The 15,468-nt window shown below is 41.0% G+C and carries 12 protein-coding genes; 4 read left to right on the forward strand and 8 right to left on the reverse strand.

Annotation, left to right across the window (positions count from 1 at the left end):
- Positions 1 to 228: 228 nt before the first annotated feature.
- Together LM917_RS13030 and LM917_RS13035 are read right to left on the reverse strand one after the other, a co-directional pair.
- The gene (locus tag LM917_RS13030) at positions 229 to 2,271 is read right to left on the reverse strand and encodes a DUF4855 domain-containing protein (protein WP_232697964.1); all 2,043 of its coding nucleotides are present in this window, start codon (positions 2,269 to 2,271) and stop codon (positions 229 to 231) included.
- 40 nt (positions 2,272 to 2,311) lie between these two features.
- A complete protein-coding gene (locus LM917_RS13035; RefSeq protein ID WP_232697965.1) occupies positions 2,312 to 3,484 on the reverse strand; it encodes a THUMP domain-containing class I SAM-dependent RNA methyltransferase in 1,173 nt (390 codons plus the stop codon).
- A 611-nt stretch (positions 3,485 to 4,095) separates the two neighbouring features.
- Here LM917_RS13035 and LM917_RS13040 point away from each other — a divergent pair.
- The 4 genes from LM917_RS13040 to LM917_RS13055 are packed head-to-tail and all read left to right on the forward strand — an operon-like array spanning position 4,096 to position 7,818.
- Positions 4,096 to 5,070: an ABC transporter ATP-binding protein gene (locus tag LM917_RS13040; RefSeq protein ID WP_232697966.1), complete on the forward strand. Its 975-nt coding sequence runs from the start codon at positions 4,096 to 4,098 to the stop codon at positions 5,068 to 5,070.
- Positions 5,067 to 5,915, forward strand: a complete 849-nt coding sequence (locus LM917_RS13045; protein WP_232697967.1) for an ABC transporter permease — start codon at positions 5,067 to 5,069, stop codon at positions 5,913 to 5,915. Before LM917_RS13040 ends, LM917_RS13045 begins: the two co-directional genes overlap by 4 nt.
- A gap of 14 nt (positions 5,916 to 5,929) precedes the next feature.
- Positions 5,930 to 6,709 carry an ABC transporter permease gene (locus LM917_RS13050; RefSeq protein ID WP_232697993.1) on the forward strand — a complete coding sequence of 260 codons (780 nt, stop codon included), beginning with the start codon at positions 5,930 to 5,932 and terminating at the stop codon, positions 6,707 to 6,709.
- A gap of 53 nt (positions 6,710 to 6,762) precedes the next feature.
- Positions 6,763 to 7,818, forward strand: coding sequence for an ABC transporter substrate-binding protein (locus tag LM917_RS13055; protein ID WP_304502589.1), 1,056 nt, complete (start codon positions 6,763 to 6,765; stop codon positions 7,816 to 7,818).
- 90 nt (positions 7,819 to 7,908) lie between these two features.
- Here LM917_RS13055 and LM917_RS13060 read toward each other — a convergent pair whose 3' ends face one another.
- The 6 genes from LM917_RS13060 to LM917_RS13085 form a co-directional block, all read right to left on the reverse strand.
- Positions 7,909 to 8,724, reverse strand: coding sequence for a class I SAM-dependent methyltransferase (locus LM917_RS13060; RefSeq protein ID WP_232697968.1), 816 nt, complete (start codon positions 8,722 to 8,724; stop codon positions 7,909 to 7,911).
- Between the two features lie 196 nt (positions 8,725 to 8,920).
- Positions 8,921 to 9,187 carry an NAD/NADP transhydrogenase alpha subunit gene (locus LM917_RS13065; protein ID WP_232697995.1) on the reverse strand — a complete coding sequence of 89 codons (267 nt, stop codon included), beginning with the start codon at positions 9,185 to 9,187 and terminating at the stop codon, positions 8,921 to 8,923.
- 153 nt (positions 9,188 to 9,340) lie between these two features.
- Positions 9,341 to 10,717, reverse strand: a complete 1,377-nt coding sequence (locus tag LM917_RS13070) for an aspartate kinase (protein WP_232697969.1) — start codon at positions 10,715 to 10,717, stop codon at positions 9,341 to 9,343.
- A gap of 204 nt (positions 10,718 to 10,921) precedes the next feature.
- Positions 10,922 to 12,613 (reverse strand): methyl-accepting chemotaxis protein, encoded by a 1,692-nt coding sequence (locus LM917_RS13075; protein ID WP_232697970.1) that lies wholly within the window; start codon positions 12,611 to 12,613, stop codon positions 10,922 to 10,924.
- A 182-nt stretch (positions 12,614 to 12,795) separates the two neighbouring features.
- Positions 12,796 to 14,694: an FtsX-like permease family protein gene (locus LM917_RS13080; protein WP_232697971.1), complete on the reverse strand. Its 1,899-nt coding sequence runs from the start codon at positions 14,692 to 14,694 to the stop codon at positions 12,796 to 12,798.
- A complete protein-coding gene (locus tag LM917_RS13085; RefSeq protein WP_232697972.1) occupies positions 14,669 to 15,448 on the reverse strand; it encodes an ABC transporter ATP-binding protein in 780 nt (259 codons plus the stop codon). The genes LM917_RS13080 and LM917_RS13085 overlap by 26 nt, the downstream gene beginning before the upstream one ends.
- Between the last annotated feature and the right edge of the window lie 20 nt (positions 15,449 to 15,468).

The raw sequence follows: 15,468 nt of genomic DNA on the forward strand, positions 1-15,468 counted from the left end.
CTAGCTACACAGCAAAGAGGGCGGGTAAAAAAGTGCAACCCATGAGACACTACGTAGCATCACACCTTTTGCACTTTCCGCACTCTTTGCTGCTTAGCGGACAGTATTCTCTCCCTCGCTGGACCTTAACGAGTTTGCAGACAAAAAATGTGCTTCTTCTGCCTGTCCACTACAGTAGTCATTATAAGTAGCTTCCATAAAATGAAATCACTAAAAACTTATAACCTCTTATCTATCAAGAAAAGGTGGTAACTCGGGTACTAAAAGATCCTCTTGCGTAAATTCCCCTTTTATCCATTGATAGGTGAGGTCGTAAATTGCTCTCACATTTGGTTCACGGCTCGTAGCAGCACGAAGAAGATTTTTGGAACCAAAATAATATGCGTACACCTTTTTCTTGTCTATTCCTGCCTGTTGTGCCGCAATTAGCTGATTGTAATAGGTTCGATAATATCTCATATCGGACAACATGCGCTCGTCACCTTCCAACTCCATACCCATTCCATATCTTGTGGCGATGTCAGCTACAACACGCATCCGCTCTATGGGGACTTCCCGCGTCTGATAATAGTTAGGTTGTAGGAATGCATAATCAAAGCCATATTTCCTCCACTCATAAATCCCGGGAGCTCCGAAATAAGGAATCCAGTAGAATCGTAGTCCGCCCGTATGAATCTGAGCAGCCATCTTCACGAGTAATTCCTTATCAGATGGGAGTGATTCGTCCACGTACTCATGATACCAGTACATCCCTAGAAGCTTCAGATAGCGAAAATCCGCCTCATCCCAACGCTTACGTACCTCTGCCATATACCACTTCAGGGCCTCCAGTCGATTACGCTGGGCGGTATGGACATCTGCCTGCGAGGGATGAAAAGATAACACTTCATCCAGCTCATCTAATTTGCCCCAGTTTCTCAGTTTAGGAGAAGGATAGGGAAGTGTGAGTACGACCCCCTCTATTCTTGGCTTACCGGATAGGTGCATGTTGATATCCTCCATCGCTTGATCCAGTGCATGCAATTGCTGATGAGGAAGAAATAGATTATCCATGTATGCTTCCCACTCCCCTTTCGTTGTTACCATCTGAGGATAGGGTAGAAAAAGCATTGTATCAAAAAGCTGATCGGCAATCGTTCCATTACCCTTCACATAGCTAACCATTGGCAAGAAGTCTGACTTTGTCCAACTCCCCTGTTCACCGTGGGCACCATGAAATACAAGAAGCATATTTTTTATCTGTTGTTCTGCCTGTCTGTCTTCATATACTACGTTTGATCTTTCCTTTGGTAGAGTAATCGAAGCATGATCCTTCTTTTCCTGATGTAGATTGGTTCCATAAATATGAAGGTTTTTTCCATAGGCAAATACAGAGACAGGGAACCTTATACGCACGTACTGTACTTGCAGTTCTGGCAGACTTAGTCGCAATGTCCTCTCCACCACTTCTTTCGTTGAAAAGGGTACCAGATGGGTTACTTTTCCGGCGTAGCTCCATTCTTTGGCATCATTTGATACCTCAATCTCAATTTCCGGGGGGATCGTAATTCCTTTTGCCTTTCTCTGTTGAAATGTCATCTCGATGGAAGTGAGGTATCTCATTCTATCTAATTGAATCGTAATTTCTCTTCCTCTTTGTCTGTAAAATCTGGTCCATTCAGCTGAATCACCTAGCAATAACCCTTGCTTATGAAGCGCATCTCCCTTCTCGATTTGCTGAAAAAGAGGGTCGATAGGATCAAGATATTCCACTTGATAAGAGGCAGTTTGACTAAGATTGATCCATTCGTTTTCTATCCCTGCGACTGAATGAATTCTGCTCTCCTCTGGATTATTCACCGTTAACGCCTCTACTTCGACTGGAATTCTTCTTGTCTGGTACCCTACTGTTACCGTAATGACACCATGACCTGGTTCAAGCCCTGCCACAAACGTTCCATCCGCCGTAATTGCGCCAATCTCTGGATGGTCAAAGCCAAACATTGGCGTATAAGAAAGGGTATGGCTTCCTTTAGATGGGTGGGCACCTGAAGTAACCTGAAGCTTAGCTGTAATTCCTGCCAGTAGCTTCAAAGCCCTAGGATAAACAGAAAAGACTTCATCAGTATTCGTTGTTTGAGACATGACTGAGGAATATGTAGGGTGAAAAAAAGCGGGCGAAAAGGCTTGTCCTTTTTCTCCCGCTTCTGCTCCCCAGGTTATCAATAATAGAACAAGTAACCCAAGTACTTTCCTTGTTCGACTCTTGTGTTCTCTATTACGTTGCAACATGCACACTCCTTGTTGCTTCCCCGGTTTATCCTCTATTTACTTATTCTTTTGTATCGATAGGTGCGACTTCCTTTTTTGGACGAGGTGGTCTTGGTCCAAAAAACTGATAGTAATCCACCTTGATCATACCATTAAATAATTTGCGTTTTTTGCTTGCTTTTTTTCCGAAAAACTCTTCAAAGTTCTCATCTGATGTAATGACATAAGAAGACCATGTGTCCAGCTTGGCAAACGATTCACCCATTTGGCGATACAAACGCTCTACTTCTTTATGATTACTCAGACGTTCACCATATGGGGGATTACAGATCAAATAGCCATATTTTTTCTTAGAGCTGATATCTCTCATATCCATACGCTGAAAATGAATCTGATCCTCTACGCCAGCTTCCTCTGCATTACGTCTCGCTACTTTAATGATTTCATCATCATAGTCGGTACCGATAATTTCTAATTGACGATCGTAGCGAGCTAACTCGTGTGTCTCTGCTCGAGCTTGTCTCCATACTTCGCGTGGAATATTAGGCCATTTCTCTGAAACAAATTCACGGTTCATCCCAGGCGCAATGTTTAGTCCTATTAAAGCTGCTTCAATCGGAATTGTACCTGATCCACAGAATGGGTCCATAAGAACACGATCTGGCTTCCAGCGCGATAAGATGACGAGTGCGGCTGCCATCGTTTCTTTCAATGGGGCTGTTCCAATCCAATCTCGATAACCACGCTTGTGCAGGCCCGGTCCCGACGTATCAATGGTGAGCGTAGCAATATCCTTTAACAGAGCTACCTCAATTTTGTAAGTAGGCCCATCTTCTGTGAACCAATCGGTATCATATTGTTTTCGCATACTTTCAACGACAGCCTTTTTCACGATAGCCTGACAATCAGGTACGCTGTATAGCTCCGATTTTACTGACTTACCTTCTACCGGAAAATGAGCATTTTCAGGCAGGATGTCTGCCCACGGTAACGCCTTTGTTTTCTCAAATAATTCGTCAAACGATGTTGCTCTGAATTCACCCACCTTCAGGCGAACCCGATCAGCAGTGCGCAGCCACATATTTGTACGTGGAATGGCGGAAACGTCAGCAGTAAACGTTACTTTACCATTATCAACTTGGACCTTGTCATAGCCTAAATTACGCACTTCCTCCGCAACAACCGCCTCTAATCCGAAAGCAGACGTAGCAATTAATTCAACTTTATCTAACATAAGTTTTCTTCTCCTGTCTGTACTCTATTCTATTTCAATCACGTCTAACGTGTTTTCTCCTTAATAAAGAGTGACATGATCTCGTCGCTCTCATTTATTAGCTCATTTATTATAGTATACTTTCTTATGAAAAACTTCTATCGAAGTCCTTTCGAAGAAGCTGGTTCTTCTTTAGCGGATGTTATTTTACTTATTATGAAATGAACAGGATTTTTTTACACGCTATTACCTACTATCGCCAGATAAACATCACGTGTAAAACCTCCGCTCTATACATTTTTAAAATTTGCTCGCAACATTGTACCTTTTGAATACTTTGTATTCAATAGTGAATCAGAACAAGTTCGTGTCTTTTCGTCACAAAATCACATATATTACACATTAAATTTAGAAAGAAAATCGGTAATTCCTCGACATTTGGGTCTATTCACGTTACAATCCTCCATGTAGAACTATAAAATAGGTCTCCGTCTGCCAGATGGGGATTTTTTCTTGCTTTTTTATTTGTTATTTCATTGAAATTATTGTCTCAATGATATATCTTAATATTTAGCGTTTTTTAGAAGAAAAAGGTGAGAAAAACTAAAATATGTAGAGATGGGAAATGATAAATGAAGACGATCATACACTTGGATTCTGTGGAAAAAAGCTTTGGTGATCATGTGGTCATTCCCGCATTTTCGTTGTCTATTCAGGAAGGTGAATTCATTACCTTACTAGGACCAAGCGGATGCGGAAAAACGACGCTTATGCGTATGATTTCAGGGTTTGAAGAGCCAACTTCTGGACATATCTACTTAGATGGTAATGATGTAACGAGCATCCCCCCTTATCAACGTGATATGAACATGGTATTCCAACATTACGCTCTTTTCCCGCATATGACCGTCGCCGACAATATTTTGTTCGGTCTAAAAATGAAAAAAGTGCCGCAAAGTGAGCAAAAACAACGCTTGGAAGAAGTTCTGCACTTTACTCAATTGACTGAATACCAGAAGCGCAAGCCTCAACAACTGTCTGGCGGCCAACAGCAGCGTGTGGCAATTGCCCGTGCTATTATTAACAATCCAAGAGTACTACTTTTGGACGAGCCATTAGGTGCTCTTGATTACCAACTCCGTAAAAACCTGCAAGTAGAACTGAAGAACATACAACGCAACCTGGGCATTACGTTTATTTACGTAACACATGACCAGGATGAAGCAATGTCGATGTCTGATCGAATTGCCGTTGTCCACCAGGGTAAAATCGAGCAGATTGGTACACCAGAAGAAATCTATTACAAACCGTCTAGCCTATTTGTGGCTACTTTTATCGGTGAAAATAATATTATGAAAATAAATTCGGACCTGATCGGCGTGCGCCCTGAGAAAATCAGTTTGCACAAGGCTGATGCACAGGCTCCTCACCATAAACAATATGGGGTTATTGAGGATATTGTCTTCTTAGGTAATATCTATAAAGTGTCGGTTCGCGCCGAGGACGACATCGTAATAACCGCTCATTTATATGAAAAAAGCACCTGGTACAAAGGCGAGAGAGTTGGTGTAGCTTGGGCAAAAGAAGATGAGGTGATCCTGCGTTGAAAAATAAAGGAAAGCTTTTAGCAGTGCCAGGATTGCTCTGGTTAGGAATCTTCTTTGTTATCCCGTTGCTATTCGTCGTTATTCTCGCTTTTAGTCAACGAGGCGTGTATGGAGAAATTATCTATACATTCACCTTAGAAAATTTTTCTCGGTTCTTTGAGCCGCTCTATATTCAAATCTTTTTCGAGTCATTAATTGTCGCGGTTGCTACGACATTAATTTGCTTGTTACTAGGCTATCCGCTTGCCTATATGATTACTCGCGTTAATCCAAAATGGCAAAATGCGTGGCTTCTTATCGTGATGCTACCATTCTGGATTAACTTCTTGGTGCGTTCGTACGCATGGGTGATTATTCTTCGGTCGCAAGGCTTGGTCAATACTTTCTTACAATCTATCGGACTCATCGACCAACCGCTTACGCTCTTGTACACACCTGGAGCCGTATTGCTCGGGATGGTCTATGCGTTGTTACCATTTATTATTTTGCCGATTTACGTCTCATTGGAGCAGTTGGATCGCAAAAAGCTGGAGGCGGCTTACGATTTGGGAGCTTCTCCACTCAAAGCTTTTTGGCATGTTACCCTACCGCTCAGTATGCCTGGCGTAATTAGTGGCAGTATTCTTGTATTCGTTTCTTCACTGGGTATGTTTGTTGTACCTGATATCATGGGTGGAGCTAAGTCAGCATTGTTCGGGAACATTATACAGAATCAATTCCTGTCGGCTCGTGATTGGCCGTTCGGTTCAGCATTGTCTATGGTCGTGGTTCTCTTCTCGATTATTCTTATCTTCCTGTATTATCGGGCTACTCAGTCTCAAGAGAAACTTGAAGGGAGAGGATGAGGATCATGATGAAAATGCGAAAACATTTACTGTTTGCCTACTCCATGATGATTGTGGCTTTCCTGTATCTGCCGATTGCCGTACTCATCCTCTACTCTTTTAATGATTCGAGGATTAATGCAACATGGGAAGGATTCACCTTGAAATGGTATCAGTCCCTGTTCCAAAACGATCGTGTACTAGAAGCCCTTTATAATAGTCTCACTGTTGCCGTTATTACCACCGTTGTTACGACCATTTTAGCGGCGCTATTGGCACTGGCATTACACCGTTATAAATTTCGCTTTGGCAAAGTATTCAACGGGCTCATCTATTTACCCATTCTGATTCCGGAAATCCTGATGGGTCTTTCCATGCTCGTTATGTTTAGCCAATTTGAAATTAATATGGGCAAGACCACTCTTATCATTGCCCATATTACCTTCTGTCTCTCATTTGCAATTGTGATTATCATGGCACGTTTGTCAGGAATGGGTCAGGATCTGGAAGAGGCTGCAGAAGATTTAGGTGCTTCACCTTGGCAAACGTTTCGCCATGTGACTTTACCTATCATCTCACCAGGTTTGATCGCAGCGGCATTGATGACATTTACCATGTCTTTGGACGATTTCGTTATCAGTTTCTTCGTATCTGGACCGAACTCAACCACTTTGCCACTCTATATTTACGGAATGGTAAAACGTGGCGTATCACCAGAGATCAATGCGTTATCAACCATCTTAATACTGGCTATTATCGTAATGATTGTCATTGCAGAATCGCTTGCTTTTAAAGGAACGAAGCGCTCCCAGTAAACAGGCGTTCTTATATAAGTTGATTATTCTATGTTCATGGAGGAGGATATGCTATGCGTCTCGCAAAGGCCTTTGTGCCAATTGTAATGTCTACTATTCTTGTTTTAACCGGTTGCGCTGGATCTGGTTCTGGCGGTGAGGAGAAAAAAGTCCTCAACATCTATAGTTGGGCTGATAACTTCAACCCTGATGTAATAAAAGACTTCGAGCAAAAATTCGGAGCAAAAGTTAACTACGATACCTTCGGAAGTAATGAAGAAATGCTTGCTAAGCTCCAAGCAGGTGGCGGTCAATACGATTTGATCCAGCCTTCTGATTACATGGTAAAAGCCATGATTAATCTGAACCTGTTAGAAGAACTGGATAAATCCAAAATTCCTAACGTCGAAAACTTGCAAGATAACTTCAAGAACCCACCATACGATCCGGAAAGTAAACATTCCATCGTATACATGTCCGGTGTAACAGGAATTGCTTATAACAAAAAGTATATAAAAGAAGCACCTGATAGCTGGGAAGACCTATGGAATCCAGAATACAAAGGTCGCGTTGTTCTCATGGACGATAATCGTGAAGTAATCGGTATGTCACTGAAGAAAAATGGTTTCTCCAACAGTTCCGTCGAGGAGACTGAATTGAATAAAGCCTTTGTAGATCTAAAAGCGTTAGTGCCTAACATTCTTGCTTTTGATACGAATACAATCAAGCAGAAATTTATCACGGAAGAAACCTGGATTGGTACCGTATGGTCAGGTGATGCATCCTTTATCGCTGCTGAGAACCCTGATATTGGCTACGTAGTTCCAAAAGAAGGCGGTACGATCTTCGCTGACACCTATGCAATTCCTAAGGCTGGTAAGAACAAAGAGCTTGCACATGAGTTCATTAACTATATGATGGACCCAGAAGTTTCCGTAAAAAACTATGAGTACATTGGTTACAGTAACCCGAATGCAAAAGCACTTCCTCTACACTCCGAAGAATATCGGAACAATACAATGATCAACTTATCTCCAGAGGAACTAAGCCGTACTGAATGGCTAGGGGATGTTGGAGAAAATCTAAAAGTATATGATCGCCTCTGGACGGAATTAAAGAGCGGTCGTTAATGTACAACTTAGACTAACATAAGAGCGCAAAAAAAGCTGACCTGGAATTTTTTCTAGGTCAGCTTTTCTATTTAAGATAGCCAATATCACTTATGCTTCCTCTCCTACTTCAAGCCAAATCGAGCAGCCTTCACATACTGGATTCGTTTGGGTAACTCCTAGTCTATTGTAAAGAGGCTGTACCATCTGGAAAAATTCCTTATCCTCTGCTACAAAAAAATTGGGTAACAAGATTTTTATTTTTGCTCCTCCTAGCAGATAAGAAGCTAACAGGTATTGCTCGGAATAATACCGGTTCATGTAGGCGGGCGGGTAATCATAGGGAATAAAAATATCATGAAATTGAACAATTACACCAGGTTTTAAGATAGGCAGCACTTCCAAAAAGGCAACCGTAACATCTGAATTAGTAAAAGAGCGATGGGAGCTATCAATGAATAAGATATCGCCCGGTTGTAACATATTAAAAATTTGCAAAGAGACTGTTTCTAATGATTGTCGTATAACCACATCGCATAATTGATCAATTTGCGCTCTCGGATGGGGATCAATGGAAATAATCTGAGTAGAGAGCTTCAGATCAGTAACAGCTTTTCTAGCGAATTTGGTAGAGTTACCCGATCCTATCTCTACATACAGTTTTGGTTTATGTTTTGCCAAAAAGGCATAAATGGCTATCCCATCTAAAAGGGGGAACCAATTATTACGGTAAAACGGCTCCTTTTCCTCGGCTGGCGTATCTAATGATATCTGTGCCAGAAGCTCCAAGTGATTCATACTTTCTTGCATGTATTCTCTGTACGTATCCCGTCCGCTCTCTATAATCTGCTCTAATTTCCTGTGTACAGGCTTTCCAAACCCGTGCCTCGGTTCAGGATGTACCGGATAATCAAGATAAATGTGCACGTCTCGTCACCTCATACGTAAGCTAAAGTATAACCATCCTAGATCGTTATTTCCTTACTATATGAAACGAGGATCTGTTCGTTGCTTGTTTTATCCTTAAATGATCAGTTAATTCCTACTTTAGTGGAAAAAACAAAAACAGCACCGGATCAAAAGATCACGATACTGCTCTTCATTCATTTCTATTTGTTCTGTTTTACGCTGATTCTTCTGTTGGCACCAAAATTTCAAAAACATCACCATGCTGTAGGATCGTGATATCACGTTTTTTGATACGCATTACAGCTACTTCCGGCTTTTGTTTCATCATTTCGATATATTCATCTGGTACTCCGCCGGCATCACTGATGGTAATTCCCTCTACTTCTTTTTCTTCGTGGTCTCCAAGTGGAGTTTTCAATACATCCTCATAGATCTCCGAGAACGTGCTGTAATTATTGGTGTATACCGTAATGCATCTCATTGTAGACATAAATCACCCTTCTTCCGTTGAATATCAAAGCTTGTGGCCGTCTGTTCATTGTTCCATTTTAAGATATCCAACTCTTCCATGAACTATCATATGGCAAAGGGATAGGAAAGTCCAGATTACAGACTAAAAGTTACCTTTTCTATTCTAGCATATTCCAACCGGAACCTCTTCCTTGTTATAAAATTCTTGATATAATGCTATAACTGCATGGTCTGCATCGACTGCTTTTACTCCGAACATCAGGTTTACTTCAGAAGATCCTTGGTTGATCATTTCAATATTAATACCTGCTTCCGCCAACGCGTTGGCTGCACGTGCTGTTACACCGACTGATTGGCGCATTCCTTCCCCAACCATCATCACTAATGCCATATTATATACAACGTGGATATCATCCACATTAAGTTCATTTTTTATGCGGTTGATGATACGCACCTCTTTTTTTGCATCAAGCTGATGCTGGCGAAGAATAACGGTAATATCATCAATCCCGGATGGACTATGCTCATAGGAAATATTTTCATCTTCTAAAATTTGTAACAGCTTGCGTCCAAAACCAATTTCTTTGTTCATCAAATACTTGCTGACATAAATACTGCAAAAACCTGAATCACTGGCTATCCCAGCTACGATTTGGGATGTCTGCGTTCTTTTTTCCACGATTTTTGTTCCTGGTGCTGTTGGGTTATTAGTATTCTTAATGCATACTGGAATACCTGCACGGAAAGCAGGAATCAAGGCTTCCTCATGAAAAACAGAGAACCCTGCATATGATAATTCACGCATTTCACGATACGTAATTTCTTTTATTTCACACGGATTTGGCACAAGATTCGGATTAACGGCATAAACGGAATCGACATCGGTAAAATTTTCATATTGCTCAGCTTTTACTGCAGCTGCCAGGATGGACCCTGTTACATCAGAACCACCTCGAGAAAACGTCACTAATTCACCCTCTGGGGTATAACCAAAGAATCCTGGGAAAACAAGTAATCCATCTTTTTCTCGCAATTCTGCTAATCTTTCATAAGCTTCAGGCAACACTTGCGCATTTCCAAACTGACCACTTACCAAAAGACCAGCATCTTTGGGGTTAATATACGTTGCCTTCGCACCTAACTTAAATAAATATTCTGTTACCAGCTTAGCACAGTTATCTTCTCCCGCTGCTTTAACCATGTCCAGAAAAGCATCCTTATCTTCCCCATCCCATTGCAGCAAAACTTTCAAATCTGTCGTTATACGTTCAATGCAAGTTGAAGGTAATTGAAGCTCGTCGGCAATCTCAGCATAACGGTCAATCACTCTTTGCAGTTTATCTTCCGCACGTCCTTGCTCAATTTGCTTGGTTCCAAACAGGATAAGGAGATCAGTTACCTTCGTATCCTCCTTATATCTTTTTCCAGGTGCCGATACGACAATTAACTTTCGAGTTTCATCATTCAGAATGATCTGACAAACCTTTTTTATCTGCTCTGCGTTAGCCAGTGATGTCCCGCCAAACTTGCAAACTTTCATGTACGTTCCCTCCAGAATCACGCTTTTCTGTCTGTTTTTCTCCCTATCCTACAACTTGTAGAATCTCTTGTCTATCGCATAGGACATTTTAATTAAAAAAATTTTACATATTTTTATATTGAAGCATTCATCTTTCTCAATCATTTCCAAAATAGCTAAAAGCCAACAGCATTACCATCGGCTTTTAGTGGTATTCAGCACTATTTAAATAGTAAATTTGTGCAGACGCTCTTGCATATGATCTGCCAATCGAGACAGAGATTGCGCTGATGATGCAATCTCTTCCATAGAGGCTAGCTGCTCTTCACTGGCAGCAGCATTTTCCTGACTGGAGCTTGCCCCTTCTTGGGCTTTTTCTTGTACGATTTCAAAGGATTGCATAATGCCCCGGTTTCCTTGCCATATATCATTGACGGAATTAGTAACCTCTTTTACCTTGTAAACAACCTCATCAACAGAAGTGTGAATTTGGGAAAAAGCATCTTGAACCACCATCGTTTTATCCAGCCCTACAAGCACCTTCTCCGATCCTGCATTCATGGAGACCACTGCTTCTTCCACCTTGACTTGGATGCCTTTGATCAACTCTGCAATTTGGTCTGCAGATCTCTCCGACTGTTCAGCTAACTTACGCACCTCATCCGCAACTACTGCAAACCCTCTTCCCTGTTCACCCGCACGTGCTGCTTCAATCGCAGCATTTAAGGCAAGCAAATTCGTTTGCGCAGCGATATCTGACATCATTCCTACTATGGTTCCAATTTCCTTCGATTGACCGTTTAACGTCTCCATGATGGTTGCCATTTCTCCCACGGTCATATAAATATTGTTCATTTGATCAACAACATCACCTACTGCATGCGTTCCTGTCACGGCAGAGTCCGCTGCTTTCTGGGTTAAGGTTGTTGCAAGTTCTCCATTTTCAAATACTTTTTGGATTTCTTCACCCACTTGAATGTTCATGGAAGTAGCTTTTTGTACCTGATGTAATTGATCTTCTGCACCAAGTACAATATTTTGATTCTGAGAAGCTATCTGCTCAGTAGCTTGGGAATTCTGCTCAGCACTGGCATATAGCTGTTCAGAAGCTGCTGCAACCTGCATAGAATCCTCGCGAATCGTTGTGATCAATTCACGCAAGTTATCCTGCATTTGCGTAAAAGCAACTGCTAACTGCCCGATTTCATCTTTACTCTTCACAACGATTGCCTCTGACTGTAAATTGCCTGCAGCGATCTCCTTGGCTGCTTCCGTAATCTTTTTAAGTGGTTTTGAAATTCGATTGCTGATGAACACTGCCATAATAAAGCTGAGGACGATCGCTACAATAATAACTACAATATTCGAAAACTTAACGCTTTCAGTCAGTTCTTTTGTATTAGCGATGTCATTATCCAACTTTTCCAACTGCACCTTCTTAAATTGGGAAGCAGCAATCGTTAAATTATTTAGTGCTAGGTCCAAATCGGTCTTCATTATCTCAGCTACTTGATCATTCTCGCCTATTTCAACCAATGAAAAAATTTCTTCATATATTTTCGCGAATTCAGCATGGGATTTCTCAACGCCTAGCAATAGCTCCTGGCTCTCTTTTGATACAGCAGATAATTTAAGATCTTCCAGATGAATGAAAAATTGATCACGAAAATCATATGACATTACCAAGTAAGAGCTGTCTCTGGTAATAATATAATTTAATCCAGCTGATTGCTCCTGTCTCACCTTATCAATCATGTCCTGGAGAAGAATTACTTTTTTGTATCGGGCATTGATCAAATGTGAATACTCTTGCTCCATCTTAGCCATACCAAAATGTCCTGCTATACCCAGTAAGGTAAGCAAGATGAGCACAACCATAAAACCTGCCATGATTTTTTTTCTGATTGTAGAACCCATAAATATCCCCCTGTTGATTCTTATTCGCTTGTCCCTTCAAATCCTGCATAAAATTTGCCAATTATTTAAATTATCGGTTCAATCTTATAATTCAGTAAGTGATTTCACTCCGAAAAATTGGTTACAACTTCAATGCAAGTAAAAAAACCCTCTTACACTTTGATGTAAGAAGGTTTTCCTCACTATTCTGGTAGTAATACTTTTTTATAAGTATGCTTGGCAATCAAATAATAAATGGTTTGTAATCCGAGAAATATTCCAATTACCAACAGGAACGTGCCCCAGACACTTGTATCGGATAAAACAGTACCAATTGCAATAAAAGCAAATACCGCGTGGATGATCCCTACTATACATGGTGCATAGAAAATAAACGCTATTTGTCTTCTAACGATTCTATTAATTTCTTTGGCCGATACACCTATTTTACTTAACATATTATACTGTTGGCGATCCTCTTGCAGCTCGGTAAACAAGCGGAAGTATAACAAGCTGCCTGCTGCAAGGAAAAACAGGATACAAATCAAAAAGCCAACGAAGAAAGTGAGAGCGCTTATTTGCATATATTCACCAGCAATCTCGTAGCGAGTAAGAAAGAACTCGGTTGATTCATTTCCTACCTGTTCTTTCAATAAGGTCGCAGCCGCTCCCGATTTCATCCAATCATCCACTTCTATTCCATGATAGACGAGTATATTCTTCTCCGGTATGGTCTGTAGCCACTTCTGATAGTCTTTATCGTTCACCACAAGGACTTGTTCTGTTTGCTTAAATGGTGCGATTATCGCTTCTTCAATTTTACCGGTAAGCATGAGCTGCTCTGTTTGATTACCTATTTGTAATTGAATGTTACCTTCTAACTTATTGTCAGATGGCCTACCTGAGTTAACAAGAATCGACTGCCCGGAAATTACCTCTATCGGAGTCCTTTCTTTCAGCTTTGCCAAATGATTATAATCACTTTCCTTCATCAGTACACCGAAATTATTCCCATTAACCTGGAAGGGAAGCATTTCAACCTGAGCCTCGTAGTTTATCGAGAGCTGTTCTTTTTCCAGCACTCCTCTTATCTGGTCAGGAACAAGCGCTTTATTCTCTCTCCGATCATCCAGATAAGCGAAAGAATGAGGCACCAAAACAGACGACCCTGCCTTTAAATCATCGAACAACAGCGAAACAGAACCGATAGCCGTTAATATAATGGCGCTGATGATCGCAACAGAGAATAACGTCCTGGCATTATCCTTTATTTTGAAGCCCATTTGTGAAATAACAACCATAGAAATATTACGATAGTAAAGCTTTTTTCTCTTAGTTAACCAGCCAAGAAAAGCTATACTACCCTGGGTGAAAAAGAAGTATGTACCCAGAGTCGTTACCAACACAATAGTAATTAACCCGTTAATCAGCCCAGCTATATCTAGGATTGCAGCCATCCCATATCCAGTACCTAGTGAAAGAACCGCCAGTGCCACTAACCAACGAGAGTACACAGGTGGCTTCTTCGGCTTCCTTGCCTCACGAATCAGATCAATAATTTCGCTCTTTCCAACTCGAAAAGCCATAACTATCGTAATGATACCAAACAGTAAAAGAAATCCAAAAAACGTCAATAAAACAGCTTGAAGAGGAAGCATAAACCTAATAGGACTGTCTACATTCAGCAGATTTGATAACGCCATAAAGAACAATTTTGAAAAGACAGCACCTAGCAAGATACCCACAATGATTGCAGATATTGATATTACCATGTTCTCAATGAAAACCATCTTCACCAGCTGACGTTTGGTAAACCCAAACAGGGTGAGTAACCCGAACTCTTTTTTTCTAGTCTTGAGAAATGCAGAACAAGAATACAGGATGAAGAAGAAAGAGAAGATGAATACAATATATTCCGCAGCGATCATCCCCGGACGCACGAAATAAGCTGCTCGAAATTGACCGTTAATAACATCTGGATGATAAATGATCGCAGCATAAATATAGAACATCATCACAGAAAACAGACTACTTAGGTAAAAAGCTATATATCGGTGCCAATTTCCCTGCAGATTCTTAAGGGTAAGTTGGAGAAATTTCATGTAAATCCCCTCCAAGCACACTTAGTGAGTCCAGGATCTTTTGGAAAAACGCTTGTCGATTCTCCCCACGTCGAATCTCACTGAAAAAATGTCCATCCTTTATAAACAAGATGCGTTTACAGAAGCTAGCAGCAAAGGGATCATGTGTCACCATCAGAATGGTAGCTTCACGTTCCACATTCAGTCTAACTAATGATTCCATTACGCTTTTTGCAGATTTGGAATCCAGATTCCCTGTCAATTCATCGGCAAGCAGGATTGCTGGACGATGAATCATAGCACGTGCAATGGCAGCACGCTGCTGTTGACCACCTGATACCTCATACGTACGTTTTGACAGAATGGATTCAATTCCAAGAAGGTGTGCTACCTCCAGTACTCGTTCTTCCAATTCTCTTACCGGTATATTTTCTAAAACTAGTGGTAGTAGAATGTTATCCTTAATCGACATCGTATCGAGCAAGTTAAAATCCTGGAAGACAAAACCTAGCTCTCTTCTCCTAAATAGAGCCAACTCTTCATTTTTTAATTGGTACGGCTCAGTTCCATTTATTTTTACACGGCCAGATGTTGGTTTATCAATGGTTGCTAGCAAATTAAGCAACGTTGTCTTCCCGCTCCCCGATGGTCCCATAATACCCACGAATTCCCCATTTTCAACGGAGATCGAGAAATCTTCCAAAGCGTGATAGGATAAACTACTTCCTTTCGTGCTATAAATCTTGGTTAATCGATCAGCTTCTAGTACTTTCACTATTTTTCCCCTCCTCGTAG

The organism is Brevibacillus daliensis (assembly GCF_021245735.1).
In the GTDB taxonomy this organism is placed as follows: Bacteria; Bacillota; Bacilli; order Brevibacillales; family Brevibacillaceae; genus Brevibacillus_B; species Brevibacillus_B daliensis.

Excerpts from the sequence above, each read along its gene's own strand:
- LM917_RS13080 (WP_232697971.1), bottom strand. The coding sequence starts at position 14,694 with ATGAAATTTCTCCAACTTACCCTTAAGAATCTGCAGGGAAATTGGCAC.
- LM917_RS13035 (WP_232697965.1), bottom strand. The coding sequence starts at position 3,484 with ATGTTAGATAAAGTTGAATTAATTGCTACGTCTGCTTTCGGATTAGAG.
- LM917_RS13040 (WP_232697966.1), top strand. The coding sequence starts at position 4,096 with ATGAAGACGATCATACACTTGGATTCTGTGGAAAAAAGCTTTGGTGAT.
- LM917_RS13055 (WP_304502589.1), top strand. The coding sequence starts at position 6,763 with ATGCGTCTCGCAAAGGCCTTTGTGCCAATTGTAATGTCTACTATTCTT.
- LM917_RS13070 (WP_232697969.1), bottom strand. The coding sequence starts at position 10,717 with ATGAAAGTTTGCAAGTTTGGCGGGACATCACTGGCTAACGCAGAGCAG.
- LM917_RS13075 (WP_232697970.1), bottom strand. The coding sequence starts at position 12,613 with ATGGGTTCTACAATCAGAAAAAAAATCATGGCAGGTTTTATGGTTGTG.
- LM917_RS13050 (WP_232697993.1), top strand. The coding sequence starts at position 5,930 with ATGCGAAAACATTTACTGTTTGCCTACTCCATGATGATTGTGGCTTTC.
- LM917_RS13065 (WP_232697995.1), bottom strand. The coding sequence starts at position 9,187 with ATGAGATGCATTACGGTATACACCAATAATTACAGCACGTTCTCGGAG.
- LM917_RS13030 (WP_232697964.1), bottom strand. The coding sequence starts at position 2,271 with ATGTTGCAACGTAATAGAGAACACAAGAGTCGAACAAGGAAAGTACTT.